Origin of the sequence: Pseudomonas sp. DY-1 (assembly GCF_003626975.1) — a bacterium.
Taxonomy (GTDB): domain Bacteria; phylum Pseudomonadota; class Gammaproteobacteria; order Pseudomonadales; family Pseudomonadaceae; genus Metapseudomonas.
The window spans coordinates 3,939,823-3,966,396 of record NZ_CP032616.1; the positions used below are offsets into that span (position 1 = coordinate 3,939,823).

General features: G+C 64.1%; 26 protein-coding genes. 14 read left to right on the forward strand and 12 right to left on the reverse strand.

All coding sequences use genetic code 11. From position 1 onward, the window contains the following. Positions 1 to 44: 44 nt before the first annotated feature. On the forward strand, positions 45 to 377 hold the full coding sequence (locus D6Z43_RS18575) for a YegP family protein (RefSeq protein WP_120653560.1): 333 nt from the start codon (positions 45 to 47) through the stop codon (positions 375 to 377). On the opposite strand, the gene D6Z43_RS18580 is transcribed toward D6Z43_RS18575, so the two are convergent. Continuing rightward, positions 378 to 1,301 (reverse strand): SdiA-regulated domain-containing protein, encoded by a 924-nt coding sequence (locus D6Z43_RS18580; RefSeq protein WP_120653561.1) that lies wholly within the window; start codon positions 1,299 to 1,301, stop codon positions 378 to 380. 119 nt (positions 1,302 to 1,420) lie between these two features. On the opposite strand from D6Z43_RS18580, the gene D6Z43_RS18585 reads away from it, so the two are divergent. The 7 genes from D6Z43_RS18585 (at position 1,421) to D6Z43_RS18615 (ending at position 9,480) form a co-directional block, all read left to right on the forward strand. Beyond that, positions 1,421 to 2,437: an AraC family transcriptional regulator gene (locus D6Z43_RS18585; protein ID WP_120653562.1), complete on the forward strand. Its 1,017-nt coding sequence runs from the start codon at positions 1,421 to 1,423 to the stop codon at positions 2,435 to 2,437. A 229-nt stretch (positions 2,438 to 2,666) separates the two neighbouring features. Next, complete coding sequence (locus tag D6Z43_RS18590) at positions 2,667 to 3,716, forward strand: ABC transporter ATP-binding protein (protein WP_120655303.1); 1,050 nt, start codon at positions 2,667 to 2,669, stop codon at positions 3,714 to 3,716. Beyond that, entirely contained in the window at positions 3,713 to 4,627 is a 915-nt protein-coding gene (locus tag D6Z43_RS18595; RefSeq protein ID WP_120653563.1) for an ABC transporter permease, read from the forward strand. The genes D6Z43_RS18590 and D6Z43_RS18595 overlap by 4 nt, the downstream gene beginning before the upstream one ends. Continuing rightward, positions 4,624 to 5,412, forward strand: coding sequence for an ABC transporter permease (locus D6Z43_RS18600; protein WP_120653564.1), 789 nt, complete (start codon positions 4,624 to 4,626; stop codon positions 5,410 to 5,412). Before D6Z43_RS18595 ends, D6Z43_RS18600 begins: the two co-directional genes overlap by 4 nt. A 29-nt stretch (positions 5,413 to 5,441) precedes the next feature. Beyond that, positions 5,442 to 6,485, forward strand: a complete 1,044-nt coding sequence (locus D6Z43_RS18605) for an extracellular solute-binding protein (RefSeq protein ID WP_120653565.1) — start codon at positions 5,442 to 5,444, stop codon at positions 6,483 to 6,485. A gap of 537 nt (positions 6,486 to 7,022) precedes the next feature. After that, on the forward strand, positions 7,023 to 8,414 hold the full coding sequence (locus D6Z43_RS18610) for an APC family permease (protein ID WP_120653566.1): 1,392 nt from the start codon (positions 7,023 to 7,025) through the stop codon (positions 8,412 to 8,414). Positions 8,415 to 8,448: 34 nt separating this feature from the next. Next, positions 8,449 to 9,480 (forward strand): histone deacetylase family protein, encoded by a 1,032-nt coding sequence (locus tag D6Z43_RS18615; RefSeq protein WP_120653567.1) that lies wholly within the window; start codon positions 8,449 to 8,451, stop codon positions 9,478 to 9,480. Between the two features lie 57 nt (positions 9,481 to 9,537). Here D6Z43_RS18615 and D6Z43_RS18620 read toward each other — a convergent pair whose 3' ends face one another. The 4 genes from D6Z43_RS18620 to D6Z43_RS18635 all read right to left on the reverse strand — a co-directional run bounded on the left by D6Z43_RS18620 (position 9,538) and on the right by D6Z43_RS18635 (position 13,151). Beyond that, positions 9,538 to 9,885, reverse strand: a complete 348-nt coding sequence (locus D6Z43_RS18620; protein WP_120653568.1) for a NirD/YgiW/YdeI family stress tolerance protein — start codon at positions 9,883 to 9,885, stop codon at positions 9,538 to 9,540. Positions 9,886 to 10,000: 115 nt separating this feature from the next. Then, on the reverse strand, positions 10,001 to 10,942 hold the full coding sequence (locus tag D6Z43_RS18625) for an SdiA-regulated domain-containing protein (RefSeq protein WP_120653569.1): 942 nt from the start codon (positions 10,940 to 10,942) through the stop codon (positions 10,001 to 10,003). A gap of 85 nt (positions 10,943 to 11,027) precedes the next feature. Then, on the reverse strand, positions 11,028 to 11,693 hold the full coding sequence (locus tag D6Z43_RS18630) for a fumarylacetoacetate hydrolase family protein (RefSeq protein ID WP_120653570.1): 666 nt from the start codon (positions 11,691 to 11,693) through the stop codon (positions 11,028 to 11,030). 66 nt (positions 11,694 to 11,759) lie between these two features. Beyond that, complete coding sequence (locus D6Z43_RS18635; RefSeq protein WP_120653571.1) at positions 11,760 to 13,151, reverse strand: FAD-binding oxidoreductase; 1,392 nt, start codon at positions 13,149 to 13,151, stop codon at positions 11,760 to 11,762. 188 nt (positions 13,152 to 13,339) lie between these two features. Here D6Z43_RS18635 and serA point away from each other — a divergent pair, with 188 nt between their 5' ends. Beyond that, positions 13,340 to 14,569 (forward strand): phosphoglycerate dehydrogenase, encoded by a 1,230-nt coding sequence (serA, locus tag D6Z43_RS18640; protein ID WP_120653572.1) that lies wholly within the window; start codon positions 13,340 to 13,342, stop codon positions 14,567 to 14,569. Positions 14,570 to 14,651: 82 nt separating this feature from the next. Here the strand turns inward: serA and D6Z43_RS18645 are convergent, their stop codons facing one another. Continuing rightward, on the reverse strand, positions 14,652 to 15,083 hold the full coding sequence (locus D6Z43_RS18645; RefSeq protein ID WP_120653573.1) for a DUF4399 domain-containing protein: 432 nt from the start codon (positions 15,081 to 15,083) through the stop codon (positions 14,652 to 14,654). 125 nt (positions 15,084 to 15,208) lie between these two features. Between D6Z43_RS18645 and D6Z43_RS18650 the strand changes: the two genes are divergently transcribed. Next, a complete protein-coding gene (locus tag D6Z43_RS18650; RefSeq protein WP_120653574.1) occupies positions 15,209 to 15,739 on the forward strand; it encodes a transporter substrate-binding domain-containing protein in 531 nt (176 codons plus the stop codon). 3 nt (positions 15,740 to 15,742) lie between these two features. Here D6Z43_RS18650 and D6Z43_RS18655 read toward each other — a convergent pair whose 3' ends face one another. Continuing rightward, on the reverse strand, positions 15,743 to 16,234 hold the full coding sequence (locus D6Z43_RS18655; protein ID WP_120653575.1) for a DUF523 domain-containing protein: 492 nt from the start codon (positions 16,232 to 16,234) through the stop codon (positions 15,743 to 15,745). A 222-nt stretch (positions 16,235 to 16,456) separates the two neighbouring features. Between D6Z43_RS18655 and D6Z43_RS18660 the strand changes: the two genes are divergently transcribed. Beyond that, on the forward strand, positions 16,457 to 17,014 hold the full coding sequence (locus D6Z43_RS18660; RefSeq protein ID WP_120653576.1) for a DUF6160 family protein: 558 nt from the start codon (positions 16,457 to 16,459) through the stop codon (positions 17,012 to 17,014). A 12-nt stretch (positions 17,015 to 17,026) separates the two neighbouring features. Here D6Z43_RS18660 and D6Z43_RS18665 read toward each other — a convergent pair whose 3' ends face one another. Beyond that, positions 17,027 to 17,644: a 2OG-Fe(II) oxygenase gene (locus D6Z43_RS18665; RefSeq protein WP_120653577.1), complete on the reverse strand. Its 618-nt coding sequence runs from the start codon at positions 17,642 to 17,644 to the stop codon at positions 17,027 to 17,029. A 206-nt stretch (positions 17,645 to 17,850) separates the two neighbouring features. On the opposite strand from D6Z43_RS18665, the gene D6Z43_RS18670 reads away from it, so the two are divergent. Next, positions 17,851 to 18,606 (forward strand): DUF2059 domain-containing protein, encoded by a 756-nt coding sequence (locus tag D6Z43_RS18670; RefSeq protein ID WP_120653578.1) that lies wholly within the window; start codon positions 17,851 to 17,853, stop codon positions 18,604 to 18,606. 80 nt (positions 18,607 to 18,686) lie between these two features. Here D6Z43_RS18670 and D6Z43_RS18675 read toward each other — a convergent pair whose 3' ends face one another. Further along, positions 18,687 to 19,628 carry an alpha/beta hydrolase gene (locus D6Z43_RS18675; protein WP_120653579.1) on the reverse strand — a complete coding sequence of 314 codons (942 nt, stop codon included), beginning with the start codon at positions 19,626 to 19,628 and terminating at the stop codon, positions 18,687 to 18,689. A 121-nt stretch (positions 19,629 to 19,749) separates the two neighbouring features. Between D6Z43_RS18675 and D6Z43_RS18680 the strand changes: the two genes are divergently transcribed. Continuing rightward, positions 19,750 to 20,325: a DUF6436 domain-containing protein gene (locus tag D6Z43_RS18680; protein ID WP_120653580.1), complete on the forward strand. Its 576-nt coding sequence runs from the start codon at positions 19,750 to 19,752 to the stop codon at positions 20,323 to 20,325. Here D6Z43_RS18680 and D6Z43_RS18685 read toward each other — a convergent pair. Further along, positions 20,322 to 21,359 carry an AraC family transcriptional regulator gene (locus tag D6Z43_RS18685; protein ID WP_120653581.1) on the reverse strand — a complete coding sequence of 346 codons (1,038 nt, stop codon included), beginning with the start codon at positions 21,357 to 21,359 and terminating at the stop codon, positions 20,322 to 20,324. The two genes, D6Z43_RS18680 and D6Z43_RS18685, sit on opposite strands and share 4 nt — an antisense overlap. Before the next feature lie 112 nt (positions 21,360 to 21,471). On the opposite strand from D6Z43_RS18685, the gene D6Z43_RS18690 reads away from it, so the two are divergent. Continuing rightward, a complete protein-coding gene (locus D6Z43_RS18690) occupies positions 21,472 to 23,853 on the forward strand; it encodes a penicillin acylase family protein (RefSeq protein ID WP_120653582.1) in 2,382 nt (793 codons plus the stop codon). 141 nt (positions 23,854 to 23,994) lie between these two features. On the opposite strand, the gene D6Z43_RS18695 is transcribed toward D6Z43_RS18690, so the two are convergent. Both D6Z43_RS18695 and D6Z43_RS18700 read right to left on the reverse strand, forming a co-directional pair. After that, on the reverse strand, positions 23,995 to 25,179 hold the full coding sequence (locus D6Z43_RS18695) for a PLP-dependent aspartate aminotransferase family protein (protein WP_120653583.1): 1,185 nt from the start codon (positions 25,177 to 25,179) through the stop codon (positions 23,995 to 23,997). Next, positions 25,176 to 26,555: a pyridoxal-phosphate dependent enzyme gene (locus D6Z43_RS18700; RefSeq protein WP_120653584.1), complete on the reverse strand. Its 1,380-nt coding sequence runs from the start codon at positions 26,553 to 26,555 to the stop codon at positions 25,176 to 25,178. Before D6Z43_RS18700 ends, D6Z43_RS18695 begins: the two co-directional genes overlap by 4 nt. Between the last annotated feature and the right edge of the window lie 19 nt (positions 26,556 to 26,574).

The following is a 26,574-nucleotide window of genomic DNA, read 5'->3' on the forward strand; positions in this document are numbered from 1 at the left end:
GCGTCTCTCGGCGCCGTCCACTGCCACGAACGAGGAGGTGCCCCATGGCCGGGAAATTCCACCTGAAGAAGGCCAACGATGGCCAGTTCCACTTCAATCTGAACGCCGGCAACGGCGAAACCATCCTCACCAGTGAACTGTACAAGGCCAAGGATTCCGCCTTGAACGGTATCGAGTCGGTCCGCAAGAACGCTGCTCGCGACGGTGCCTTTGAAAGCAAGACCGCCAGCAACGGCAAGTTCTATTTCGTGCTCAAGGCCACCAACGGCCAGGTCATCGGCCAGAGCCAGATGTACGCCAGCTCCTCCAGCGCCAGCGCGGGCATCGAATCGGTAAGAAACAACGCCCCCGGCGCCACCCTAAACGACGAAAGCTGATCAGTCGCTTGCCTGCTTACGGAACACGTAGAACAGGTTCGGCTCGCTGACCAGATAGAGGTTGCCGTCGTTATCCATGGCCACCCCTTCGGCCTGCGGCACCGCTCGCTGCAGGCCGTGCATGCCACGCAGCAGAGAGAGCGTGCTGATTGGGCGGCCATCGGCGTTAAGCTCCAGCACCAGCCGCGACTCGTCCGACAGCGCCAGCAAATGGCCGCTGCGCTCCTCGTATTGCAGGCTGGAAAGGTCACGAACGAAGAGCCTGGCATCACGCTTCGGGTCGTCCACCACGTGCACCGCGAACGGCTTGTCCGGATTGGTATGGGGGAATCCGTGGATCTCGTAGATGCGCACCGGGTCGCGTTCCTTGGCCACGAACAGGCGCTGCCCGATGGAGTCGTAGGCCAGGCCCTCGAAGCCCTTGTTTCCAGAAAGGCCGATGCCCAGGGACAGCTGCTGCGACGCACTGGCATCGATGGAGGTGGTGTTCTCTTCGACACGCACCTTGATGAGACGCTGCAGGCGCTCGTCGGTGATCACGTAGACGCCCTTGCTGATGTACTCGATGGCTTCCGGGTCGCCAAAACCCACCAACTGGATGCGGCGAATCAGGTTCCCGTCGAGGGACAGCTCGATGATTTCCGGACGCTGGTTGGTAACGGTAAAGAGGCTGTGGCGATCCGGGTCGTAGGTCAGCGCGGAGACGTCGTCCGACAATCCCTCGATGGGCTTGGCCTCGATGGCCACCTGGTAGTCCGGCAGCCAGATGGAACGCTCCCGCCACTCGGCGGCGTGGCGCCATTCTTGCAGCGCGAACAGACCGCGTTCGAAAAGCCGGAACTGCTGGGCGGCAATACCGAGCAGCACCAGCAGTAGCACCAGGAAAGCGCTGACCAGGCGCCACGGGGTCAAGAATGAACGCATCGATCAGGACTCTGGGGTTCAGGACGCGGCGAAGGATACAGAGCGCACCGGACTTCTACCTGAATTGAAGCTTAAAGCCCGCGGACAGGATATGGCGGGCGTTACAAAAGGGGACGGACATGGCCACCTCGCTGCTACCGGAAGAGCGCGCACTCACCACTCTGCACACTATCGCCCTGGCCGTGACCACATTGGCCAGCAGCGGCACCGACCGCCAGCTCCTGCTCGACGGCAGTGGCGTTTGCTGCGCCGATCTCGACACTCCCGACAAACTGATCACCCACGCCCAGGAATTGCGCGTCTTCGCCAATGCCCTGGCGATCACCCGCGATCCCTCGCTGGGCCTGTCCCTCGGCCTGCGCATGCACGTATCCGCCTACGGCATGCTCGGCTACCCGATGCTCGCCAGCCGCACCCTGCGCGATGCCCTGACCATCGCCCTCGGGCATCCGGCGCTGCTGGGCACCTACTTCAAGCTGAGCCTGGAGGAAAATGACGGCGAGGCGTGCCTCGTTGCGGTCGGCTACCGCTACGCGCCCGAGCTGACGGTGTTCAACAGCGAACTTTGCCTGACCTCGCTGCTCACCGTATTGCAGGACCTGCTCGGCACCAGCATTCGCCCGGCGCGGGTCTGCCTGTCCTATCGCCCGCCGCTGCATGCCGCCACCTATGAACAGATACTTGGCTGCCCAGCTGAATTCGGAGCCTCCCGCAATGCCCTCTGCTTCGATGCAGCCCTGCTCGACCGGACCCTGCCCCTGGCCGACCCGGTGACCTGCCACTACGGCCTGCAGCAATGCCTGAAGCTGGACGCCCAACTCAACAGCCGCCATGACGTGCTCGACCAGATCCGCCACCACCTGGCCGGCAACCTGCGCGACGCATGCGACCTGGACAGCGTCGCGCGCCAGTTGCACCGCTCCGAGCGCACCCTGCGTCGCCACCTGCAGCAGCTGAACACCAGTTTCCAGCGCCTGCTGGACGAAGTGCGCTACGACAAGGCGCGCCAGTTGCTGGTGCAGACCGACCTGCCCATCTACCTGATCGCCGAACAGCTCGGCTACAGCGAAACCGCGAGCTTCCGGCATGCCTTCCAGCGCTGGAGCGGGCAGTCACCGAGCCTGTATCGCCGCTAGGCCTGCCAGAGGCCATTGCGGGGGCGAATGAACTCGCCCCCGCAGGCTCCTTCTCGCCGCTTCGCGACCTTAATGACCGCCCGCAACTTGGCCGAAAATATCCCCTTTTGACCTGATCTATCGTTCTGCACCTACTAGGCTGCTGACAGAATCGGGACAAACAAGGGCCGCTTCACCAGCAGAAAAAGAAAAGCCCAATAAGAACAAATCCTTAGAGCTTGTGATCAGCATGACTAGCGCGATCAGCGTCGAACGTGTGTGCATGGAGTTCGGTGATCCGGGGCAGGGCGTGAAGGCCCTCGACGATGTTTCCCTGGAAATCCGCGCCAACGAGTTCTTCACCCTCCTCGGCCCGTCCGGCTGCGGCAAGACCACTCTCTTGAGGCTCATCGCGGGCTTCGAGCAACCCAGCTCCGGCGCCATCCGCCTGTACGGCGAGCCGATGCAGGGCCTCCCGCCATTCCGCCGCCCGGTCAACACCGTGTTCCAGAGCTACGCCCTGTTCCCCCACATGACCGTGGCCCAGAACATCGCCTTCGGCCTGGAGATGCGCGGGCTCTCCCGCAGCGAAATCGAGCAGACGGTGCAGCGCATGCTGGAACTGGTGAAGTTACCGGATGTGGGCAAACGCCGCGCCGACCAGCTTTCCGGCGGCCAGCAGCAGCGCATCGCTTTGGCGCGCGCGCTGGCCAACAAGCCCAAGGTGCTGCTACTGGACGAATCGCTCTCTGCGCTGGACCAGAAACTGCGCAAGGAAATGCAGATCGAGCTCAAACGCCTGCAGCACGAGACCGGCATCACCTTCATCTTCGTTACCCATGACCAGGAAGAAGCCCTGACCATGTCCGACCGCATCGCGGTGATGAGCAAGGGTCGCGTCCTCCAGGTCGGCACTCCGACGGAAATCTACGAAGCGCCCCTGAATCGCACGGTGGCGGACTTCATCGGCGAAACCAACTTCCTGGAGGGCGAAGCCCTGGAGCGCGGAGTGCTGTTGCCCGACGGTCAGTTGCTCAGCGCCTTCAGCCCGCGCCGTGGTGCCGTGACCCTGGCGATCCGTCCGGAGCGCACCTGCCTAGACGAGCAGGGCAACCTGGCAGGTGAGATCGAGAACGTGGTCTATGTCGGCACCGATACCGTGTACCACCTGAATATCGCCGGGCAGAGCGGCTTCCGAGTTCGCCAGCAGAACCGCAATGGCGCGCTGAACGTCTATTCGGCCGGTGAGAAGGTGCGAGTACAGGTACCCGGTGAAGCCATCCGGGTACTGGTCGAATGAGCACCCTGCGCGCCCAGGCGGAACGCCGCCAATTACGTCGGCGCCTGGCACTGACCAGCCCGGCCATGCTCGCCCTGCTGGTGTTCCTGGTGCTCCCACTGGGGATCATGTTCCTGGTGTCGATCCTGGCCCCGGGCGACTATGGCGGCGTGAAATGGGACCAGTATTCGCTGGAGGCCTATGTCAACTTCCTCTACGAACGCGATCTGGATGACAGCCTGGTGTTCAACACCGACTACCTGCAGATCTTCCAGCGCTCGTTCTGGCTGTCGGTACTGACCACTGTCGGCTGCCTGCTGATCGGATTCCCCACCGCGCTCTATCTGGCGCTACAGAGCGAGCGCAAACGCAACCTGCTGCTGTTCCTGGTCACCGTTCCCTTCTGGACCAACCTGCTGGTGCGGGTCTATGCGTGGATCCTGCTGCTACGCAACGGCGGTCTGGTGGACAGCGGCCTCGGCGTATTCGGCCTCTCGGACGGCGCGCTCGGCCTGCTGTACACGGATGTGGCGGTGGTAATCGGCCTGCTCTACACCTTCTTGCCGTTCATGGTGCTGCCCATCTACACCAGCCTGGAGAAGCTCGACTGGCGCCTGGTGGAAGCCGCCTTCGACCTCGGTGCCAACCGTTTCCAGGCCCTGCGCCGAGTCATCGTACCGCTGGCCATGCCCGGCATAGTCGCCGGCGCGATCCTGGTGTTCATCCCGTCGCTCGGCAACTACATCATTCCCGAGCTGCTCGGGGGTGGTAAGTCACTGATGATCGGCAACCTGATCCAGCTGCAGTTCGGTGCATCCCACAACTGGCCACTGGGCGCGGCACTGTCCTTCGCCCTGCTCGGCTTCGTGTTGCTGGCGATGCTGCTCTACAGCCTGCGCTTCAAGCAGGCCGCCGGCGGAGGCCATCCATGAACATGCAGAACCCGCTCTGGCGATTCACCGGCGTACGCCCCACCGCCTGGCTGTTCTTCGCCTTCCTCTATGTACCGATCCTGTTGCTGGTGGCACTGAGCTTCAACGGCGGGCAGTCGGCGACGATCTGGGAAAGCTTCAGCCTCAAGTGGTACTCGGTGGTAGCCAACGATCCGGAAATCGTCCGCGCTGCGAAGAACTCGCTGATCGTTGCCACCTTCGCCACCCTGATCGCCACCGCCCTGGCCACCCTCGCCGCCCTGGGGATGCGCGGCCGCGCCTTCCGCGGACAGACATTGATGAGCGGGGTGCTCGGCCTGCCGCTGCTGGTGCCGGAGATCGTCACCGCCGTGGCCACCCTGATGTTCTTCGCCTTCATCGGCCTGAAGCTTTCGCTGTTCACCATCCTCATCGCCCACGTGGTGTTCTGCATTCCATTCGCCTACTTGCCAATCCGCGCCCGCCTGGAAGGCATGGACCCGCGCCTGGCCGAAGCCGCAGCCGATCTCTACGCCTCCCCCTGGAAGGCTTTCTGGAAGGTGACCTTCCCGCTGCTGATGCCCGGCATCCTTTCCGGCGCCATGCTCGCGTTCATCATTTCCATGGACGACTTCGTCATCACCTACTTCGTCGCCGGCGCCGGTTCCACGACCCTGCCGGTGTACATCTTCAGCTCGATCAGAATGGGTATTTCGCCAAAGATCAACGCGATATCCTCGATTATCCTCGTGATTTCCATAGCTTTCGTTGCATTGTCCTACTACGTCGGGCAGCGCAAGCGCTGACCCGTCCTCGACCAGCAAGGAGCTTGACCATGACCCGTCGTACCCCGCTCGCACTTGCCGTACTGTTCGCCTCCGGCCTTGCCGGCTCGGCCCAGGCGGCAGGGACCCTGCACTTCGCCAACTGGTCGGACTACTACCCGCCGGAGCTGTTGAAGAAATTCGAGAAGGACACCGGCATCAAGGCCACCCTGGATGCCTACGACAGCAACGAGACCTTGCTGGCCAAGCTCAAGGCAGGCGGCGGCGCCTACGACGTGGTGGTGCCGTCCGATAGCTTCATCCAGATCATGGCCGGTGACGGACTGCTGCAGAAACTCGACAAGACCAAGCTACCCAACCTGAAGAACCTCAAGGCCAACTTCCAGACTCTCGACTTCGACCCTGGCCACGACTACAGCGTGCCTTACCTCTGGGGCACCACCGGCTACAGCTATGACAGCAAGCAGGTGCCGGGCGGCAAGCTGGACGAGAGCTGGAAGCCCTTCTTCGAGCCATCGGCCGAACTGAAGGGCAAGGTTGTCGCGCTGAACTCAATCGAAGACCTGTACATAGCCGCGTCTCACTATCTGTCGATCGACCAGTGCACCGAAGATCCGAAGGAAGCGAAGAAGATCCAGGACCTCCTGCTGGCACAGAAGCCGCTGCTCGCGATGTACAACAGCGATGGCACCATCGAGCGCATGGCCGCCGGCGAAGTGGCCATGCACATGCAGTGGAACGGCGCCTTCCATCGCGCCCACGCCCAGCGCGAAAGCCTGGTCTACGTCTATCCGAAGGAAGGCATCCACGTCTTCATCGATAACCTCGTGATCCCCAAGGACGCGGTGAACGTCGAGGAAGCCCACGCCTTCATCAACTGGATGATGCTGCCGGAGAACATCGCCGCCGCCTCCAACTTCGCCAAGTACAACAACGCCATCGAGGGCTCGGACAAGTTCATGGAGAAGGAGCTGTTCGACGATCCGGCCATCAACACCCCGCAAGACAAGCTTGATCGCCTGCGTACCTTCAAGCTCTGCTCGCCCAAGGCCCTGAGCCTGCGCAGCAAGGTATGGACGAAGCTGAAGAAGTAAGCCCCATTCGGAAGGGTGCGCGCAGCGCACCCTTCCCATTCTCGCCTGTCGCCCCCCCTGTTCACGCCCAGAGCTTGCCGGGGAGCTGTCGCTTTTCAGATCGACCCATGGCGCCCTCCGAACCCTCGAATGATGGACTGGCGGAGCGCAGGACACCCTACGCACTGGTTCCTTCTTTCTTAGAGAGAGTCGTTACTCCGGCCAACCATATTGGCCATTTCGATCCCTTTTTGACCCTTTGCGGGGTTCTTCGACTTGCCGGGCGCTGACAAAATCGAAGCGCATGCCACTAGCGGGCGCCTCACTGCGGCGCCGATTCAACAAAAAAAATGGCTAGAGAGATATGACGATGTCCCGTGCACCTGCGCCTCGAACCGCCCTTCCCTCTTCCGTCCAACGGACGCCGCAACTCCACCCTTACTGAATGCCCGCGCACAGCCGGATGCGCAACGGACCCGGCCTCGCACGCGCATGGATGGCTCGCATCGCGACCCAGGCGCCGCCCAGCGGCGCGCAGTAGATTGGAGAGAAGAATAAATGCCCACCCCGTCCGCCGGCCTCGAAAACAGCGGCAGCGTGCCCAACGATTTCACCCACAGCGCCCAGGGAACCTCCCTGCGCCGGATACTCGGGCTGCCCGCCCTGGTGTTCTTCGGCCTCGTCTACATGGTGCCGCTGACCATCTTCACCACCTACGGCGTGGTCACGCAGATGACTGGCGGCCGCACCGCCCTGGCCTACGTGGTCACTCTGCTGGCGATGATCTTCACCGCCTTGTCGTACAGCTTCATGGTCCGTCGCTATCCCATCGCCGGCTCCGCGTACTCCTATACCAGCCTCAGCTTCGGCGCCGGCGCGGGCTTCCTCACTGGCTGGTCGCTGCTGCTGGATTACCTGTTCCTGCCGATGATCAACTACCTGGTGATCGGCCTGTTCCTCAACGTGGCCTTCCCCGAAGTACCGGCCTGGGTCTTCGTGGTCAGCGCCATTGCCCTGGTCACCGCACTGAATGTTCGCGGCATCAATTCGGTGTCGAGCATGAGCAACCTGATCGTGGCCGCCCAGGTGATCTTCGTCCTGGTGTTCCTGGCCATGGCCGGCAAGAGCCTGTTCGGTGCCCCCATCGATTTCACCGCGCCCTTCGTCGGCGACGGTAGCCAGCCCGGCCTGGCGCCCCTGATGGCTGGTGCGGCAGTGCTCTGCCTGTCGTTCCTCGGGTTCGATGCGGTATCGACGCTGGCCGAGGAAGCCCGCGATCCGAGGCGCGACATCCCGCGCGCCATCGTCATCACCACCCTGATTGCCGGCGCGCTGTTCTTCGTCCTGGCGCTCGTCGCCCAGTTGGTATTCCCCGGCAGCGCCTTCCAGGACGTGGACGCCGCGGCCAATGAAGTGATGCTGAAAGCCGGTGGCCAGTTCCTCGCGGCCTTCTTCACTGCCATCTATGTTGCCGGCTCCGTCGGCTCGGCCCTGGCTTCCCAGGCCTCGGTGTCGCGCATCCTCTACAGCATGGGTCGCGACGGCATCCTTCCGCGTCGCCTGTTCGGCACCCTGTCCGGGCGCTTCCAGACGCCGACTACTGCCATCCTGATTGTCTCGGCCGTATCGCTGCTGGCGGTGGTTATCGACCTCGCGACCCTCGCTTCGATGATCAGCTTCGGCGCCCTGGTGGCCTTCTCCGCCGTGAACCTCGCGGTGATTCGCACCCACCTGTTCGACCGCCGCCCGCGCCAGTCGGGTGACCTGTTGCGCTACGGCCTGATCCCGGCCATCGGTTTCGCCCTGATCGCCTGGCTCTGGACCAGCCTCTCGGGCCTGACCCTGGCGATCGGCCTCGGCTGGTTCGTCGTAGGCGTGGCCTACCTCGCCGTGCAGACCAGCGGATTCCGCCGCAAGGCGCCGCACGTGCAATTCTCCGAATTCGAATGACCCCGATGAAACCGCTAGCCGAAAGGAGACGCTGATGCTGACGATCTATTCCGACGACCACCACCTGCACCACGGCAAGCACGAACTGATCGGGGGCCAATTCACCCCCTGCTTCGAGAAGCCAAGCCGCGCCGACATGGTGCTGGACCGCGCCAAGGCGGTGAACCTCGGCCCCATCCAGGCACCAGTTGACTTCGGCCTGTCGCCCATCCTGCGGGTGCACAGCGAAGGGTTCGTGAACTTCCTGAAGAACGCCTGGAGCGACTGGCAGGCCAAGGGCCGCAGCCATGACATGCTACCCATCGCCTGGCCGACCCGACGCCTGCGCCAGGTGGAACCCACCGACATCGATGGGCGCTTGGGCTACTACTCCTTCGATGCTGGCGCGCCCATCACCGCTGGCACCTGGCAGGCCATCACCAGCTCTGCCAATGTCGCCCTCAGCGGCGAGGCGGAACTGCGCAAAGGTGCTCGCGGCATCTTCTCCCTGTGCCGGCCACCGGGCCACCACGCCGCCGCCGACTACATGGGCGGCTACTGCTACCTGAACAACGCCGCCATTGCCGTGCAGTCCATGCTGGACGCTGGCGCCAAGCGGGTCGCAGTGCTGGACGTGGACTACCACCACGGCAACGGTACCCAGGACATCTTCTACGACCGCGCCGACGTACTCTTCACCTCGATCCACGGTGATCCGCGCTTCGAGTACCCCTACTACCTGGGCTTCGCCGACGAAAAAGGTGTGGGTGCGGGGGAAGGCTTCAATTTCAACTACCCACTGGCCTCGGGCATCGACTGGTCGGTATGGAGCCTCGCCCTCGCCGACGCCTGCCGGCAGATCGCCGAATACGCCCCAGATGCGCTGGTGGTTTCGCTGGGTGTGGACACCTACAAGGAAGACCCCATTTCGCAGTTCAAGCTGGATAGCCCGGACTACCTGCGCATGGGCGAAATCATCGGCAAGCTCGGCCTGCAGACGCTGTTCGTAATGGAAGGGGGTTATGCGGTGGAGGAGATCGGCATCAACGCGATCAATGTATTGCAGGGGTTCGATAGCGTGGCGTGAGGGGCCCTGGGAAATGGCATTTGTGGGGGCGAAATCATTCGCCCCCACAGAGTTTTATCAGTTGACCCGCTCGACGAATTCCACATCCACCTCGCGACCCATCAGGTCGCGATCCACTTCGCCGGTCAGCTTGACCGTAGCCTTGTCGTCGATGGACATCGGCGGCCAGTCTTCATCGTCGATTTCCACTTTCATGGTGCCAGTGGAGTCCTTGAACTCATAGATATCACCCTTGATGCGCTTGACGATCTGCCCCTGCAGCACCACCGGTGCATCGTCGGCGGCCTCCAGCGCGGCCGCGACAGTGGTGATCTGGGAAGTGGCGCCGGGGCCGGTGTAGCTGTTGGCCAAGGCGGCGGTGGAGAACAGCGGTACGGCCAGCAGAGCGAGGTATTTGGTTTTCATGGAGGTGTTCCCGTGCGTTCGTAGATGACGGGATCAGGCTAGGGCGGCCAGCTGAAACGAGGCTTAAAAGGGCCTTAAGCGAAGCTTAAAGACAGGCGCTCCCGGTGATCAGGATTCACCTGGTGGCTCGCCACCCGGCACTGGCCACCAACTCCTTGCGGAACACGTAGAACAGGTTTGGCTCACTGACGACGTAGATGTCGCCACTCTCGTCCATGGCCACGCCTTCGGCGCGGGGGATGCGGTTTTCCAGGCCATTCATGCCGCCGAGCAAGCTGATGAAGCTGACAGGCTCGCCCTGCTCGTCCAGCTCCAGCAGCAGATTGGACTGGGCGGAGAGCACCAGCAGATGGCCGGTGCGCGGATCGATGCTGAGTGCGGAGAGATTGCGCATACCCAGGCCATAGCTGGGCAACGGTCGAAGTACATCGCTGAGGCCTTCGCTGCCGTCGCTGCCGAGGCTGAACAACGCAACGGGGCCACGCTCCTTGCCGAGAATAAGCCGGCCCTGGGCCGGGTCCCAGGCGATGCCTTCGAAGCCCTTGTTGCCCGAGTCGGGGAAACCGAGGTCGAACTCAGGCGTACTACCGGCGCTCAACTCGCGGGTTTCCGGGTCCAGCTCGAAAATCGACAAGGTGCGGCGGCGTTCATCGGTCACCGCCACATGCCCCCCTTCCAGCACGGCTACACCTTCAGGGTTGGAGAAGCCCTTCAGTGGAATCTTGCGCAGTACCTCGCCGTCTCGGCTCAGCTCCACCAGGGTGGGTGACTTGCCAGTGACGGTGAACAGGGTACCGGTAACCGGGTTGTAGGCCAGGTCGGAGGTTTCGTCGTTCTCCAGGCCCGCCAGGGGCTTGCCCTGCAGCACGGCCTTGTAGCCTGGCAGCCAGATGCTGGCGGCGCGCTGCTCCTGGCTCACCTGCTGCTCGCCGAACCACACCAGCGCACGGTCATCCCAGTGCATGTACCGGGTCAGCGCGGTGGCGCCGGCTGCAACGGCGACCAGGCCCAGGATCAGTCGGCGACGGCGAACGAACGACAGAAGGCGGCGCGGCATCGGGTACTACTCGAAGAAGGGGTCGGCAAGAGATAGCCAAATGCCAGTGAAAGTTCCGTAAAACCCCGACCGGCGGTCGGCCGGGTCAGATGACCCGGCTTTTGAAACTGCTGTGCCCTACCAGCTCCAGCACCAGCTCATCGCCCTGGTTCAGCGGGCCAACGCCCACCGGAGTGCCGGTGAGGATGACGTCGCCCGGCTGCAGGCTGAAGTGGCCGGCCATGTGCTGGATGAGCGGCAGGATGGCGTTGAGCATGTCACGGCTGTTGCCGTCCTGGCGGACTTCTCCGTTGACGCTCAGGCGGATGCCGATGTCGTCGAGGCGCTCCGGGGCGTCGCCCGGCACGAAGGGCGCCAGCACACAGGCGCCATCGAAGGATTTGGCGATTTCCCAGGGCAGGCCCTTCTCCTTCAGTTTCGCCTGCACGTCGCGCAGGGTCAGGTCCAGTGCCGGGGCGAAGCCGGAAATGGCGTCGCGCACTTCCTCTTCATCGGGACGACGCGACAGCGGCTTGCCGATCAGCACAGCGATTTCTGCCTCGTAGTGCACCGCACCACGATCCAGCGGAATGCTGAATCCACCCACCAGCGGCACCACGCAGGAACCGGGCTTGATGAACAGCAGCGGTTCGGTCGGCACGGGATTGTTCAGTTCCTTGGCGTGCTCGGCGTAGTTACGACCGACGCAAACCACCTTGCCCAGGGAAAAGTGGATAGGGGTGCCATCGACATACTGGTGCTGGTAGCTCATTTACCGACTCCTGAACGGTATCCATACGAAACAGGCGGTGGATCGCTCCACCGCCTGCCTGTCTGCTCAACTAAAGATTTTTCCGGGGTTCATGATCCCGTTGGGATCGAACACTGCCTTGATCGCCTTCATCACGGCAATCTCAGGCTCCGAGCGGCTATAGCCGAGGTAATCGCGCTTGGTCATCCCCACGCCGTGCTCGGCGGAGATGGAGCCGTTGTACTTCTGCACGGTCTCGAACACCCACTTGTTCACGGTGGCGCACTTGGCGAAGAACTCGTCCTTGGACAGGTTATCCGGCTTGAGAATGTTCAGGTGCAGGTTGCCGTCACCGATGTGGCCGAACCAGACCACTTCGAAGTCCGGGTAATTGGCTTCGACGATCGCATCGATGTCGTGCAGGAAGGCCGGCACTTTGGAAACGGTGACCGAAATGTCGTTCTTGTATGGCGTCCAGTGGGAGATGGTCTCGGAGATGTACTCGCGCAGCTTCCAAAGGTTCTGCAGCTGTTGCTCGCTCTGGCTCATGACGCCGTCCAGCACCCACCCCTGCTCGACGCAGTGCTCGAAGGTGGCCAGGGCATCGTTGGCGACTTCTTCACTGGCGGCTTCGAATTCCAGCAGCGCGTAGAACGGGCAATCGGTCTCGAAGGGCGCCGGCACGTCGCCGCGAGCCAGGACCTTGGCCATGGCCTTGTCGGAGAAGAACTCGAATGCGGTGAGGTCCAGCTTGCTCTGGAAGGCGTGGAGCACCGGCATGATGGAATCCAGGTCCGGCGACCCCAGCACCATGGCAGTGAGGTTCTTCGGCGCGCGATCCAGGCGCATGGTGGCTTCGACCACGAAGCCCAGGGTGCCTTCAGCGCCGATGAACAGCTGGCGCATGTCGTAGCCGGTGGCGTTCTTGATCAGGTCCTTGTTCAGCTCCAGCAGGTCACCGGCGCCAGTGACCACTTTCAGGCCGGCGACCCAGTTGCGGGTCATACCGTAGCGAATCACCTTGATTCCGCCAGCATTGGTGCCGATGTTGCCGCCAAGCTGGCTGGAACCGGCGGAAGCGAAGTCCACCGGGTAGTACAGGCCCTTTTCCTCAGCGAAGTTCTGCAGCTGCTCGGTGATCACGCCCGGCTGGCAGACCACGGTGCGGTCGAACTCGTTGAATTCGAGGATCTGGTTCATATAGTCGAAGGCGACGACCACTTCGCCGTTGGCCGCCACGGCTGCAGCGGACAGGCCGGTACGACCGCCGGACGGCACCAGCGCCACCTTGTGCTGATTGGCCCAGCGAACGATGGCCTGGACCTGCTCGATGCTCTTGGGAAACACGATGGCGCTGGGCGCGGGGGCGAAATGCTTGGTCCAGTCCTTGCCATAGGCGTCCAGGGAAGCGGCGTCGGTCAGCACCTTGCCGGGTTCAACCAGGGTCTTCAGCTCTTCGATCAGGGCAGCGTTGGTCATCAGCGAAACTCTCAAATCATTCATGGTCGCCCTGAGAACGTTTCAGGTCGCAACCGAGCAAGGAAAAAGGAGATCATGCTAGCATACGCACCCCGCGAATCGTGCGCTCCAGCCGACTTTCCGGGTAGCAGCCCGCGCTCCCCCACGGCCCGCTTCTGACATTTTTACCGGGATACATAGGTACGCAGATGAGCAAGACCTCTCTCGAAAAGAGCAAGATCAAGTTCCTTCTCCTCGAAGGCGTCCACCAGAACGCCGTGGACACCCTGAAGGCCGCCGGCTACACCAACATCGAGTACCTCAAGGGCGCACTCTCGGGTGACGAACTGAAGGAAAAGATCGCCGACGTGCATTTCATCGGCATCCGCTCGCGCACCCAGCTCACCGACGAGGTGTTCGACTGCGCCAAGAAGCTCATCGCCGTCGGCTGCTTCTGCATTGGCACCAACCAGGTCAACCTCAATGCCGCCCGCGAGCGTGGCATCGCCGTATTCAACGCCCCATACTCCAATACCCGTTCGGTAGCCGAACTGGTGCTGGCCGAGGCTATCCTGCTGCTGCGCGGTATTCCGGAGAAGAACGCCTCCTGCCACCGCGGCGGCTGGATCAAGTCCGCAGCCAACTCCTTCGAAATCCGCGGCAAGAAGCTGGGTATCGTCGGCTACGGCTCCATTGGCACCCAGCTCTCCGTGCTGGCCGAAGCGCTTGGCATGCAGGTGTTCTTCTATGACACCGTGACCAAGCTGCCGCTGGGCAACGCCACCCAGGTGGGCAACCTGCACGAACTGCTGGGCATGTCCGACATCGTCTCCCTGCACGTGCCCGAGCTGCCGTCCACCCAGTGGATGATCGGCGAGAAGGAAATCCGCGCCATCAAGCCGGGCGGCATCCTGATCAACGCCGCCCGCGGCACCGTCGTGAAGCTGGACGCCCTGGCCGAAGCCATCAAGGACGAGCACCTGATCGGCGCCGCCATCGACGTGTTCCCGGTCGAACCCAAGTCCAACGACGAGGAGTTCGAGAGCCCGCTGCGTGGCCTGGACCGCGTGATCCTGACCCCGCACATCGGCGGCTCCACTGCCGAAGCCCAGGCCAACATCGGCCTGGAAGTGGCCGAGAAGCTGGTGAAGTACAGCGACAACGGCACCTCGGTGTCCTCCGTGAACTTCCCGGAAGTGGCCCTGCCGTCCCACCCGGGCAAGCACCGCCTGCTGCACATTCACGAGAACGTGCCGGGCGTGATGAGCGAGATCAACAAGGTGTTCGCCGACAACGGCATCAACATCTCCGGCCAGTACCTGCAGACCGACGAGAAAGTCGGCTACGTGGTGATCGATGTCGATGCCGACTACTCGGACCTCGCCCTCGAGAAGCTGCAGCACGTGAATGGCACCATCCGCAGCCGAGTCCTCTTCTGAATCGGGGCAGCTGCGAGTCGGCGATCATTCGCCGGACATGAAAAAGGGAGGCCTCGGCCTCCCTTTTTCTTTTCCGGCGTCTTTACTTGACGATCACAGTGATCTTTTCCGCTATCACCGGCGGGTCCAGTGGCACATGGTTCTTGTCCCCCACCAGCAGTTGCAGGCTGTGTTTGCCGGGCGGAAGGGTGACCTGGGTTTCGGTCTGGCCCTTGCCGAAGTGGCGGACGTTATCGGTCATGGGCAGGGGCATATCCATCGCTGGCGCCTGGTCCAGGTCAATCAGCAGGTGGTGATGGCCAGTGGCGGGCGCATCGACGCCAGCCGGCGCGACGCCCATGCCCTGGAGGCCGAATTTCACCGTGAAGGTCTGGCCAACGGTGGCGCCATCAGCCGGTTCGATGAAGTACACCTTTGCGCCATCCGGCGCCGGGGTGCGCGGAGCAGCCGCGTGGGTGGCGGTGGCGGCGCCAAGCAGCAGGGCGCCAAGGCTCAGGAAAGACAAAGTCCTCATTACACATCTCCATGTTTTTGTGAGCCAGACACCAGACCCGATGCAACCAGTTAGGTTCACTCGCTGTCCGAGCAAGGCGCTGCACCCGCGCCAGCGAAAAACATAACGAGACGAGGAAGTTCCCCATGCGCCTGCTTTACTGCCTGCCCACTCTATTCGCCCTGTTGAGCCCCCTGGCCCAGGCCGAACTGCTTGACGATGTATGGGAACGCGGCAGCCTGCGCATTGCCCTGGAGGAGAACAATCCACCCTACAGCTACCGGGAAAACGACAAACTGACCGGCTTCGACGTGGCGCTGGGGCGCGCCCTGGCTGCGGAGATGAATGTGGATGCGGAGTTCGTCGTGGACGACGACGGCAAGATGCTCGAAGGCTTGCAGAGCGGTCGCTACGACATTGCCCTGGACCGCGTCGCGGCACCAGCTGAGGGCGAGCAGACCCTGGAGTTCAGCGAACCCTACGTCTTCCCGGTAAGCGAGAGCGAGGGCAACCTGGCGCAGCCTATGACGATTCCCTTCCAGAAGGGCAATCCCGCCTTCCGCGACACCCTCAACCGCGCCCTGACCAAGCTGCGCAGCGAGGGCAAGCTCGGTGCGTTGTCTGCGCAATGGCTGGGCAAGGATCTCAGCCAGCCCCCGGCTGCCGCCAAGCGTTGAACCTCAGTCTTCGTCCAGTTCGGCCAGGCGTGCAGCCGCCTGGGCCAGTTCCTCTTCGCTGAAGACTTCGACACCCGAGCGGCGCAGGGCTGCGGCGGTAACGCCTTCACCGGCGACTCGAACGCCGCTGAAACTACCGTCATAGTTTTCCCGATTGCCGCAGGATGGGCTGCGGGCCTTGAGCAACGCGATACGGATGCCGTTACGCGCCACCAGATCCAGAGCGATGCGCGCACCGGTGACGAACGCGTCGGTCACATCCTGGCCGTCGTCGGTGAGCACCGGCAGCTCGCCGTCCAGCACAGCGGCGCCGCGACCGCCGGCGATCTCGGCCGCTGCCCGCGGCGTCGGCAAGCCACCGGCCACTTCCGGGCAAAGCGGCACGATGCGCCCCTCCGCCTGCCAGCGCTCCAACAGGTCGAACGGGCCGTGGGCGCCACCGTCATAGCGTACTTTCTGCCCAAGCAGGCAACGACTGACCAGGATCTTCTGCATATTCATCTCCAGAGGGGCGCCTTCGAGGTCACCCCGGGTAACAACTGCGCCACCTGCGCGAAGTGGCGCCTGATCGAAGGTAGGGCCTGGGCCCGTTAACTGCCAAGCCGTTCTCAACGGCAGGCGACAGGATTCCCCATCCTTCGGCGGGAAGCACTCTTCGCCACTGGCTGTGGCTCCCGCGGCCCTCCAGACTGCGCGCAACCTGCACAGGAGCGTGCCATGCCCAGAACAACGAACTACCTGCGACTCGCACTGGCTTGCGGCACCGCCCTGCTCAGCGGCACCGGCCAGGCAGCCCTTGAATCCCTGGATAACCAGGCTCTCAGCGAAATCAGCGGCCAGGCCGGAATCAACCTGCGCCTGGATGTCATGGCGCGCATCGACAGCATCAGCTGGAACGACGATGGCGGCAGCCTGTCATTGCGTAATGTGCGCATCGACAACGGCTGCCTCAAGCCTGGCGACTGCCCCAATGGTGCGGGCGGCAGCTTTCCCCTGGGCGCTGCGCAACTCGGCCTCACGCTCCCCATCTTCGGCGTCGATCAGCCGACCCTGAAGGTCGACGTGGTGAAGAATTCAGCCGGTACCCAGCAAGTCCGCCTGGAACTGCCCGATCTCACCACCATCAACGAACAACTCCAGGGCAGTGGCATTCCGGCCCAGCGCATCCGCGTGCGGGTCGCCGCCGACATGCACATTGGCGAAAGCCGGATCGGTAGCCTGGAAATTCGCGATATCACCGACCTGCGCGGCAACTTCAGGGTCTGGGGCCACTGACAGGCATGAGCTTCAGAGCGGCCCGCCGCGGCGACGGAACCATCCGGCGAGGGACAGGCGCTCGCGGTTCGCCGGCAGGACCTCATGGGGCAGTTCCGCGGACAGGAACACCACCAGGCTGCCGCCCTCGGGCAGCACATCCCGTTCACCTTGCGCCAGGTACAGGCGCAAGGCACCGCCCTGCTCCGGCTGCCAGTCGGCATTCAGGTAGGCCACCACCGACACGGCCCTGCGGTCATCGTCGCGAAAACGGTCCAGGTGCTTCTGGTAGAAGGCCCCGGGCGGATAGCAGGCGAAGTGGCATTCGAAATCTTCCAGGCCCAGGTAAAGCTCACGATTGAGGAGCTGGCGCAACTCGTCCATCAACGCAAGATAGGCATCACTGGCGGCCGACTGGCCGGGCTCCAGCCACTGGATACGATCACCGCGCACCCCTTCACGAATCTGCTGCCCTTCGCCACGCCCGACGGAAGCGGGCGCGAGTGTTCCGGCAGCCCCGCGAGCACGGCACTCATCCGCGAGGGCATTGGTGAGGTCGACGGGCAGCATCAGGCACTGGTGGGACCAGCCCTGGCTGGCCAGGTCATCAGCGATCGGGGTGAGCACGGGGTGATCTGCGGGTAGCGGCATGATTCCGGAATTCTACCAGCGAGCAGGAAATTACCTACATACACCGATGAAGATTCCGACACCTCGACAATAAAGCCCGAGTCCGCTGAGAATAGCCGCACGCTCAACCCCGCAACGCCCACCCGCCGCCACCGCCCTGCCCGCCGAACCGATGCCGTACGCGTGGGTCCGATACGAACAGCGGACTGCGTCATCAAGGAGACCCCATGCGCCTGCTCTTCGCCGTCACCCTCCTCCTCTTCGGTTTGCCTGCCCTGGCCGACGACCACGCCAGCCTTTACCAGGCGGCCGGCTGGCCGGAGCAGCGCGCGCACTTCAACGACGCCCTGACGGCGGCCCAGCAGCGTTACCAGAAGACCTTGCCGCCGGCGGTCTACCAGGCACTGGTGGACAACAGCAACCGTCGCTTCCAGCCCCAGGCCATCGACCAGCGCGCCCAGGTTGCGCTGCGTAGCCAATTACAGGACCCGCGTCCGGCACTGACCTTCTTCCAGTCGCCACTGGGCCGCAAGATCATTGCTGCAGAAACCCTGGCCACCCGCCGCGACCAGTTGGCGATGCACGCCAATGGCCTGCCGCGCATCGAGGCCGAAGCCACCCGCCGTCTGCTCATTGGCCACCTGGCCCAGGCCTTGCCGGCCCGTGAAGCCGGTGCGGAGGTCAGCCTGGCGCTGGCCGGCGTCGCTGCCGACAGCCTGAGTCAGATGCTTCCCGGCCTGTTCGGTGGCGGCCAGGCCCAGGGCATGATCGATGGCCAGCGCCAGCGCCTGATGGAGCAGATCGGCAACGATCTGGATAACACCCTGCTCTACGTCTATCGCGACCTTTCCGACCCGGAACTGGAAGAGTTCGTCACCTTTGCCGAATCAACCGACGGCAAGGCCTACTACCAGGCCGCGCTGGCCGCCGTGCGGGCCGGCCTTGCCGTGGGCCAGGACGCCTCCGCCAAGCAGGGGCTCTGAACGTTTCTCGCAGGTTGGCGCTGAGCGCAGTGAAGCCCGACAAAGGGGCCTTCAAGCAGCTCCGCCCCCACCTACGAAAACTACCCCAGCCTTTCTCGCAAGAAACTGAAGTACCGCTCCCGATACGCCGGCGATTCATTCACCAGGTGATGGCCGGCCCCCTCCAGCATTAGCACTTCGGGCTGGTCGAACTTTTCAGCCAGCACCGCCAGGTTGTGACGCCAGTCCACCGTCATGTCACCGTCCCCCTGGATCACCAACGGCCGGCGCCGGCTGCGTTGCGCCTTCTCGATACGGGGCACCCAGCGTGCCAGGGCACCGACCCAGGCAGTGGGCAGGGTTTGTGGCTGCAGCGGGTCCTTGTGGTGGACGAATTCGATGAACTCGGCATCGCTGGAGTTGACGCTGAATCGACGGGGAATGCCTTCGACGAAATGCCGCATCAACTGATAGCTGAACTTCGACCAGGCCCAGGCACGCGGCCGCACCAACGGGGCGAACAGCAGGGTCTCGCCCAGCTCCGGGCGTGGCGTACCTGTTAGCAGGTAATCCAGCAGGATTGCACCGCCGGTGCTCTGCCCGGCCAGGTGCCAGGGCTGTGGCAGGCCCAACGCGTCAGCCTCGCCCAGCAGGGCCTGGAGAGCGGCCTGATACTCGGCGAAATCGCCGATGCTGGCCCGCGTCCCGCTGGACAGCCCGTGGCCGGGCAGGTCGCAGGCGATCACCGCGAAGCCCATGGCAAGCGCCCAGTCGACCAGATGGCCATAGAGTCCCATGTGGTCGTAGTAACCGTGCAGCATCACCAGGCTGGCGCGCGGCTCGGGCGGCAACCAGAGCTGGGTCACCAGCGAGTATCCGGCTGCCTCGACGCAACCCAGGCGTGCCTGCACCCCCGGATGGCGCGTAGCAAAGTCCAGCCGGTAAAAGGTGCGGTAGGTCTGTGCCTGGCGCAGGTCAGCGCCGCCTGCGGCCAAGGGTCGCAACAACGGGCGCAGGAGATCGGGCTGGAACGGGTCTGGCATCGGGCTTTCCCTGGATGAGGCAATTCTGTCCACAGGACCGCATGGGGTCCTGGCCGGCTGCCGATATTCTGCTGCCCGACGCAACGTGGCAAGCTACGCGCCCCCGCACAGGCCCGTCACAATGCGTGCACTCAATCCCAGAACCCTGATCACCAGCCTCGCCCTCCTCGCCTGCGTCGGCGCCATCCTGTTGGCCCTGCGCTGGTACGAGTCGCGCTATGTGCGCCCTTTCAATACACAGGCCACGGTGTTCTCCGGCGAGCAGCTGCGTCTACCGGCCGAGCTCGCTGGCCCGGGCCCGATCCGCCTGGTGCACTTCTGGGACCCGGCCTGCCCCTGCAACGCCGGCAACCAACAGCATCTCGCCGAACTGATTCAGCGCTTCGCGCCCCAGGGCGTGACCTTCCATGCGGTGCAGAAACCCGGCAGCAAAGGCCATTTGCCCCCTGGCCTGGAAGCTCTGCAGCCGCTGGCTATGATGCCCGGTTCCGAGCAACTGCCGGCGGTGCCCGCTGTGGGCATCTGGGACCGTGACGGCCGCCTCGCCTACTTCGGCCCCTACAGCGAAGGCGCGGTCTGCAACTCGGCCAACAGCTTCATCGAGCCCATTCTCGAAGCCTTGATCGACAACCGCCCGGTAAGCGCCAGCAGCACCCTAGCGGCGGGTTGCTTCTGCGCCTGGCGAAAGCCGAGCTAGCCAGCGCCGAGACGCGCGCGCCAGGCTTCCGGCGGCATCCCGTACCAACGACGAAAGGCCCGGTAGAAGGGCGACAGCTCGGAGAAGCCGCACTCCCGGGCCACCTCGCGCATGGCCCGGCCCTCTTGCAACAGCTCCACCGCGCGCAACTGCTGCACCGACTCGCGTACCCCCCGCAGGCTGCTGCCCTGTCCGGCCAGCGCCCGCTGCAAGCCGCCGGCGCTGAAACCCAGCTCCGCCGCGCAGGCTTCCAGCGAGCAGTCCGCCTTGCCCAGGCGAACACCCAGCAGGTAACGCAGGCGATTGAGCAGGTCGTTTCCCACCAGCGCCTCCATCTGCGCCTCGGCGTGCTTCCAGAGCAGTTGGTGCAACTCTGGATTGGCGGTGCGCGACGGGCGCTTCAGCAGGGCCGTCGGGAACAGCAGGGCATCATGCTCGCGGCCGAATACCGGCAACAGACCGAACAAGCGCTGGTGTTCGCTCACCCGCGCCGGTCGGGCATGGCGGAACTGCACGCCGTCCAGACGGAACTCACCATCGGTAATGAAGCCCAGCAGCTTGGTGAAGAGCAGCGCCAGGCATTCCATCTGCTGGCGCAGCGACGAGAAGCCCAGGTAGTTGAGGTCGATCACCAGGCGCGCCACCGCACCTTCCACATGCAACTGGGCGACGAAGCCGCCGGAAAGGATGTGCTGGAAACGCAGGAAGCTCGCCAAAGCCTCGCCCAGGTCACGGCTGGCCAGTAGCAAATAGCCCACCACATCGAGCAGGCGCGGCTTCATGACCTCGCCCAGATGCAGGCCGATGTCGGGGTCGCCGATCAGTGCGTCGGCGGCCAGCCAGAATTGCGGCGCATCGTCGTGGCGTAGGCGGCCGTCCACCGGCGGTGGTCCCAGTCGGCGGTGCTGGTTGACGCCAAGATAAACCCGGCCAGGGTCCAGGCCGAGCTCCGTCAGCGCTTCGTAGAGCAGGCGGCGCAAGGTAGCGGAGTGGGTCAGCGGGACGAAGCTGGCGTCTGGCTCGGTGACGGACATGGCGATTCCTCGTGCATTGACCAAAGACTTTCAGTTCGCGCGTGTTTGGTCAATGCCTGCCAGCCCTGCCTTGGGGAGAATGCCGCAACCATAACAACAAGGAATTTCGTGCATGAAACGCACCCTGACTGTCCTGGCCGTCCTGATCGCAGCGGCTGCCGGCGGCGCCAACTGGTACAGCGAGAGCAAGAAGCCCGTGCGCGACGGCGAGCTTGCCATGGCCAACCTCCAGGCCCCGGTGACAGTGCGCTACGACGAGCGTGGCGTACCCCATATCCAGGCCGCCAACGAAGCCGACATGTACCGTGCCCTGGGCTTCGTCCATGCCCAGGACCGCCTGTTCCAGATGGAAATGCTGCGCCGCCTGTCGCGCGGTGAGCTTGCCGAAATCCTCGGCGCCCGCCTGGTGGACACCGACCGCCTGTTCCGCACCCTGGGAATCCGCGCCCACGCCGACGCTTACGCCAGCAAGATGGACAAGGACAGCCCGGCCACAAAGGCCCTGCAGGCCTATCTCGACGGCATCAACCAGTATCAGGACAGCCGCCCGGCACCGGTGGAGTTCGACCTGCTGGGTATCGAGAAGCGCCCCTTTACCATCGCCGACACCCTCTCCGTGGCCGGCTACATGGCCTACAGCTTCGCCGCCGCCTTCCGTACCGAGCCGGCGATCACCTACGTGCGTGATGAACTGGGCGCCGACTACCTGAAGGCCTTCGATCTCGACTGGCACCCCGAAGGCGTGATCGGCCAACCTCTCGCCCAGGGCGACTGGCAAGACCTCAACCGCCTCGCCCAGCTCAGCCAGCAAGCGCTGGTCGAAGCCGGCCTGCCACAGTTCGAGGGCAGCAATGCCTGGGCGGTTTCCGGCAGCCACACCGCCAGCGGCAAACCGCTGCTCGCCGGCGACCCGCATATCCGTTTCGCCGTTCCGGCGGTGTGGCACGAGGCGCAATTGAGCTATCCGGGCTTCGAGCTCTATGGCCACCACCAGGCCCTGAACCCGGTTGCGTCCCTGGGGCACAACCGGCAGTTCGCCTGGAGCCTGACCATGTTCCAGAACGATGACCTCGACCTGATCGCCGAAAAGAGCAATCCGGACAATCCCGACCAGGTCTGGTACCAGGGGCAGTGGGTCAACCTGGAAAGCCGCGAGGAAACCATCCAGGTCAAGGATGGCGAACCGGTGAAGCTGACCCTGCGCCGCTCGCCCCACGGCCCGATCATCAATGACGCCCTGGGCGCGGCCGCCGGCAAGACGCCGATCGCCATGTGGTGGGCCTTCCTGGAGACCGAGAACCCGATCCTCGATGCCTTCTACCAGCTCAACCGCGCGGACAGCCTGGACAAGGCCCGTGCCGCCTCCGAGAAAATCCATTCACCCGGCCTCAACATCATCTGGGCCAACGCCAGCGGTGACATCGGCTGGTGGGCTGCAGCGAAGCTGCCGCAACGCCCGGACGGCGTGAATCCCTACTTCATCCTCAACGGCAGTACCGGCGAAGCCGACAAGCCTGGCTATCTGCCCTTCAGCGCCAACCCCCACGAGGAAAATCCGCAGCGCGGCTTTATCGTCTCGGCCAACTATCAACCGCTGTCGCCGACCGGCGTCGCCATTCCGGGCTACTACAACTTGCCGGATCGCGGCGTACGCCTGAACCAGCGTCTGGCCGAGTCCGGCGTGAAGTGGGACGTGCAGAACAGCCAGGCGCTGCAACTGGACACCACCACCGGCTATGGCCCGCGCCTGCTCGCGCCGATCCTCGGCGACCTGCGTGCTGCCGCAACCGACGACGCCGAGCGCGGCCTGGTGGAGCAGCTCGCCAACTGGCAAGGCGACCACCCGCTGGATTCCACTGCCGCCACCCTGTTCAACCAGCTCACCTACGAGCTGTCCAATGCACTGATGCGCGACGAGCTGGGTGATGCCTTCTTCGACAGCCTGCTGCAGACGCGCATCCTGGACTCTGCCCTGCCGCGCCTGACCAATGAGCCGGCCTCGCCCTGGTGGGACAAACGCGATACACCGCAGAAGGAAACCCGCGCGGATGTGGTCAAGGCTGCCTGGCAGGCCAGCCTGGCGCACCTGAAGAAGACCCTCGGCGAAGACAGCTCGAAATGGCAGTGGGGCAACGGCCATACCCTGACCCACAGCCATCCGCTGGGGCAGCAGAAACCGCTGAACCTGCTGTTCAACGTCGGTCCCTTCGCCGCACCTGGCGGCCACGAAGTGCCCAACAACCTGTCCCAGCGCGTCGGCCCGGCACCCTGGGAAGTGTTCTATGGCCCCTCAACGCGCCGCCTGATCGACCTGGCGGACGCCGAACATGCCCTGGGCATCAACCCGGTGGGCCAGAGCGGCGTTCCTTTCGACCGTCACTACAAGGACCAGGCCGAGGCTTACATCCGTGGCGAGTACGTGCCGATGCACTTCGCCGAGGATGAGGTGAAAGCCAATAGCCGCGAGACGTTGAAGTTGGTGCCTGGGAACTGACTCCCTCCACCCGCCCCTCTCCCGCAAGCGGGAGAGGGGCGACTCAGGGCCTGACCTCCTGGCACAGAATGCCCCCTCTCCCTGAGGGAGAGGGCTGGGGAGGGGGGAAGAGCCCCACCTCACGAAGTAGCGTTGACGTCCTCAAACCCTCCCCAACGCCTGCGCCAGGTCTGCGCGCAGGTCCTCCAGGTCTTCCACACCCACCGATAGCCGCACCAGCGAATCGCCAATGCCCAGCTCCGCGCGAATCTCCGCCGGGATGCTGGCATGGGTCATGATCGCCGGGTGCTCGATCAGACTCTCCACGCCGCCCAGGCTCTCGGCCAGGGTGAAGATTCGCACCGTTTCGAGGAAGCGCCGGGTTCCCGCCAGGTCGCTGGCCAGGTCCAGGGAGATCATCCCGCCGAAACCGTGCATCTGCCGCTGCGCCAGTACATGTTGCGGATGCGACTCCAGGCCAGGGTAGTAGACCCGCGCCACCTGAGGCTGGCACTCCAGCCAGCGAGCCAGTTCCAGGGCATTGCTGCAGTGGCGCTCCATGCGTAGCGCCAGGGTCTTCACCCCGCGCAGGGTGAGGAAGGCGTCGAAGGGCCCGGCGATTGCACCCACGGCGTTCTGCAGGAAACCCAGGCGCTCGCGCAGCGGCTCGCAGCGGCTGTCGCCGGAGACGATGGCGATGCCACCGATCACATCCGAGTGGCCATTGAGGTATTTGGTGGTGGAGTGCACCACCAGATCGAAGCCCAGGTCCAGCGGCCGCTGCACCCATGGGCTGGCGAAGGTGTTGTCGGCCGCGAGGATGATGCCGCGCCCTCGGCAAAGCGCCACGATGGCGCTGAGGTCGGCCAGGCGCAGCAGCGGGTTGCTCGGCGTTTCCACCCAGAGCATGCGGGTGTCGTCGGTGAGCGCCGCACCGATCGCACCGATGTCGCTGAAGTCGACGAAGCTGAAGCGGTGCCCGGCGCTGACCCTGCGCACCCGCTCGAACAGGCGGAAGGTGCCACCGTAGAGATCGTTGCTGGCGACGATGTGTGAACCGCTGTCGAGCAGCTCCAGCACCGTGGAGATTGCCGCCAACCCTGAGGCGAAGGCGAAGGCCTGGGCGCCGCCTTCAAGGTCCGCGACGCAGCGTTCCAGGGCCCAGCGCGTGGGGTTGTGGGAGCGCCCGTAGTCCAGCCCCTTGTGCACGCCGGGGCTTTCCTGCGCATAGGTGGAGTTGGCGTAGATCGGCGGCATGATGGCGCCGGTCGACGGGTCGGGCGCCTGGCCAGCATGGATCACGCGGGTGGCGAAGGCGCGCGGGAAGGTGTCGTCCTGCTGACTCATGCAAGGGTCCTCCGCAGGTGGTTAAGCAGGTCGGAACGGGTGATCAGGCCGTGGAAGCCAGACGCGTCGGCAATGATGGCGACCAGCCCACGGTCGAGCTCCGCCTGCAGTTCGGCCAGGCTGGCATTCGGCGCCAGGGTCTCCAGGCGGGCGGTCATGACGCTCGCCACCGGTTGGCGGAAGTGCGTGGCGTCGGTGTGCACGCCAAGCAGGATATCGGACTCATCCACCACCCCAGCCAGGTGCCCGTCCCGGAGCACCGGGAGCTGCGAGACATCCGCCAGGCGCATGCGCTGGAAGGCGGTGAGCAGGGTGTCGTCCGGCCCCACACTGATCACCCGGCCGTCCTCGTAACGCCGCGCGATGATGTCGCGCAGGTCGCCATAGCGCTTGCGCGCCAGCAGGCCCTGGTCGGTCATCCACTGGTCGTTGTAGATCTTAGAGAGGTAGCGGGTGCCGGTGTCGCAGACGAAGCTGACCACCCGCTTGGGCGTCTTCTGCTCGCGGCAATAGCGAAGCGCCGCGGCCAGCAGCGTGCCGGTGGATGAACCGCCGAGTATCCCCTCGTTACGCAGCAACTCGCGGGCATGGCCGAAGCTTTCCTCGTCGCTGATGGAGTAGGCACGTCCCACGCTGGAGAGGTCGGCGATCCCGGGGATGAAGTCCTCGCCAATGCCCTCCACCGCCCAGGAGCCAGGGGTACCGAGGGTGCCACTGCGGGTGTATTCGGCAACGATGGAGCCCACCGGATCGGCCAGGACCATTTCCAGGTCGGGCTGCACTCGGCGGAAATAGCGGGTCAGGCCGGTAAGGGTGCCCGCCGATCCGACACCAACCACTATGGCGTCCACGTCCTGTCCGGTTTGCTGCCAGATTTCCGGGCCTGTGGTGCATTCGTGGGCCAGCGGATTGGCCGGGTTATTGAACTGATCGGCGAAGAAGGCGCCGGGAATCTGCCCGGCGAGACGGCCAGCCAGGTCCTGGTAGTACTCCGGATGGCCCTTGCCGACATCCGAGCGGGTAATGTGCACCTCGGCGCCCATGGCCTTCAGGTGCAGCACTTTCTCGGTGGACATCTTGTCCGGCACCACCAGTACCACGCGATAGCCCTTGGCCCGGCCCACCAACGCCAGGCCCAGGCCAGTGTTGCCGGCCGTCGCCTCGACTATGGTGCCGCCGGGCTTCAACCGGCCATCACGCTCAGCGCTGCTGATCATGGCAATGCCGATGCGGTCCTTGATGGAGCCGCCGGGGTTCTGGGATTCGAGCTTGAGGAACAGGGTGCAGGGGCCGGTATCGAAGCGGGTGACCCGCACCAGCGGGGTGTTGCCGATCAGGTCGAGAACTGCGGGACGAACATCTTTGACACTGTTCATGGCGTCACCTCCTTGCGCA

What these genes read in the sequence shown, in the direction of transcription:
- D6Z43_RS18575 (WP_120653560.1), top strand. Translation starts at nt 45, where the DNA reads ATGGCCGGGAAATTCCACCTGAAGAAGGCCAACGATGGCCAGTTCCAC.
- D6Z43_RS18585 (WP_120653562.1), top strand. Translation starts at nt 1,421, where the DNA reads ATGGCCACCTCGCTGCTACCGGAAGAGCGCGCACTCACCACTCTGCAC.
- D6Z43_RS18695 (WP_120653583.1), bottom strand. Translation starts at nt 25,179, where the DNA reads ATGAGTCAGCAGGACGACACCTTCCCGCGCGCCTTCGCCACCCGCGTG.
- D6Z43_RS18690 (WP_120653582.1), top strand. Translation starts at nt 21,472, where the DNA reads ATGAAACGCACCCTGACTGTCCTGGCCGTCCTGATCGCAGCGGCTGCC.
- D6Z43_RS18670 (WP_120653578.1), top strand. Translation starts at nt 17,851, where the DNA reads ATGCGCCTGCTCTTCGCCGTCACCCTCCTCCTCTTCGGTTTGCCTGCC.
- D6Z43_RS18625 (WP_120653569.1), bottom strand. Translation starts at nt 10,942, where the DNA reads ATGCCGCGCCGCCTTCTGTCGTTCGTTCGCCGTCGCCGACTGATCCTG.
- D6Z43_RS18650 (WP_120653574.1), top strand. Translation starts at nt 15,209, where the DNA reads ATGCGCCTGCTTTACTGCCTGCCCACTCTATTCGCCCTGTTGAGCCCC.
- D6Z43_RS18620 (WP_120653568.1), bottom strand. Translation starts at nt 9,885, where the DNA reads ATGAAAACCAAATACCTCGCTCTGCTGGCCGTACCGCTGTTCTCCACC.
- D6Z43_RS18655 (WP_120653575.1), bottom strand. Translation starts at nt 16,234, where the DNA reads ATGCAGAAGATCCTGGTCAGTCGTTGCCTGCTTGGGCAGAAAGTACGC.
- D6Z43_RS18615 (WP_120653567.1), top strand. Translation starts at nt 8,449, where the DNA reads ATGCTGACGATCTATTCCGACGACCACCACCTGCACCACGGCAAGCAC.
- D6Z43_RS18600 (WP_120653564.1), top strand. Translation starts at nt 4,624, where the DNA reads ATGAACATGCAGAACCCGCTCTGGCGATTCACCGGCGTACGCCCCACC.
- D6Z43_RS18605 (WP_120653565.1), top strand. Translation starts at nt 5,442, where the DNA reads ATGACCCGTCGTACCCCGCTCGCACTTGCCGTACTGTTCGCCTCCGGC.
- D6Z43_RS18610 (WP_120653566.1), top strand. Translation starts at nt 7,023, where the DNA reads ATGCCCACCCCGTCCGCCGGCCTCGAAAACAGCGGCAGCGTGCCCAAC.
- D6Z43_RS18700 (WP_120653584.1), bottom strand. Translation starts at nt 26,555, where the DNA reads ATGAACAGTGTCAAAGATGTTCGTCCCGCAGTTCTCGACCTGATCGGC.
- D6Z43_RS18665 (WP_120653577.1), bottom strand. Translation starts at nt 17,644, where the DNA reads ATGCCGCTACCCGCAGATCACCCCGTGCTCACCCCGATCGCTGATGAC.
- D6Z43_RS18675 (WP_120653579.1), bottom strand. Translation starts at nt 19,628, where the DNA reads ATGCCAGACCCGTTCCAGCCCGATCTCCTGCGCCCGTTGTTGCGACCC.
- D6Z43_RS18635 (WP_120653571.1), bottom strand. Translation starts at nt 13,151, where the DNA reads ATGACCAACGCTGCCCTGATCGAAGAGCTGAAGACCCTGGTTGAACCC.
- D6Z43_RS18645 (WP_120653573.1), bottom strand. Translation starts at nt 15,083, where the DNA reads ATGAGGACTTTGTCTTTCCTGAGCCTTGGCGCCCTGCTGCTTGGCGCC.
- D6Z43_RS18660 (WP_120653576.1), top strand. Translation starts at nt 16,457, where the DNA reads ATGCCCAGAACAACGAACTACCTGCGACTCGCACTGGCTTGCGGCACC.
- serA (WP_120653572.1), top strand. Translation starts at nt 13,340, where the DNA reads ATGAGCAAGACCTCTCTCGAAAAGAGCAAGATCAAGTTCCTTCTCCTC.
- D6Z43_RS18580 (WP_120653561.1), bottom strand. Translation starts at nt 1,301, where the DNA reads ATGCGTTCATTCTTGACCCCGTGGCGCCTGGTCAGCGCTTTCCTGGTG.
- D6Z43_RS18590 (WP_120655303.1), top strand. Translation starts at nt 2,667, where the DNA reads ATGACTAGCGCGATCAGCGTCGAACGTGTGTGCATGGAGTTCGGTGAT.
- D6Z43_RS18685 (WP_120653581.1), bottom strand. Translation starts at nt 21,359, where the DNA reads ATGTCCGTCACCGAGCCAGACGCCAGCTTCGTCCCGCTGACCCACTCC.
- D6Z43_RS18680 (WP_120653580.1), top strand. Translation starts at nt 19,750, where the DNA reads ATGCGTGCACTCAATCCCAGAACCCTGATCACCAGCCTCGCCCTCCTC.
- D6Z43_RS18630 (WP_120653570.1), bottom strand. Translation starts at nt 11,693, where the DNA reads ATGAGCTACCAGCACCAGTATGTCGATGGCACCCCTATCCACTTTTCC.
- D6Z43_RS18595 (WP_120653563.1), top strand. Translation starts at nt 3,713, where the DNA reads ATGAGCACCCTGCGCGCCCAGGCGGAACGCCGCCAATTACGTCGGCGC.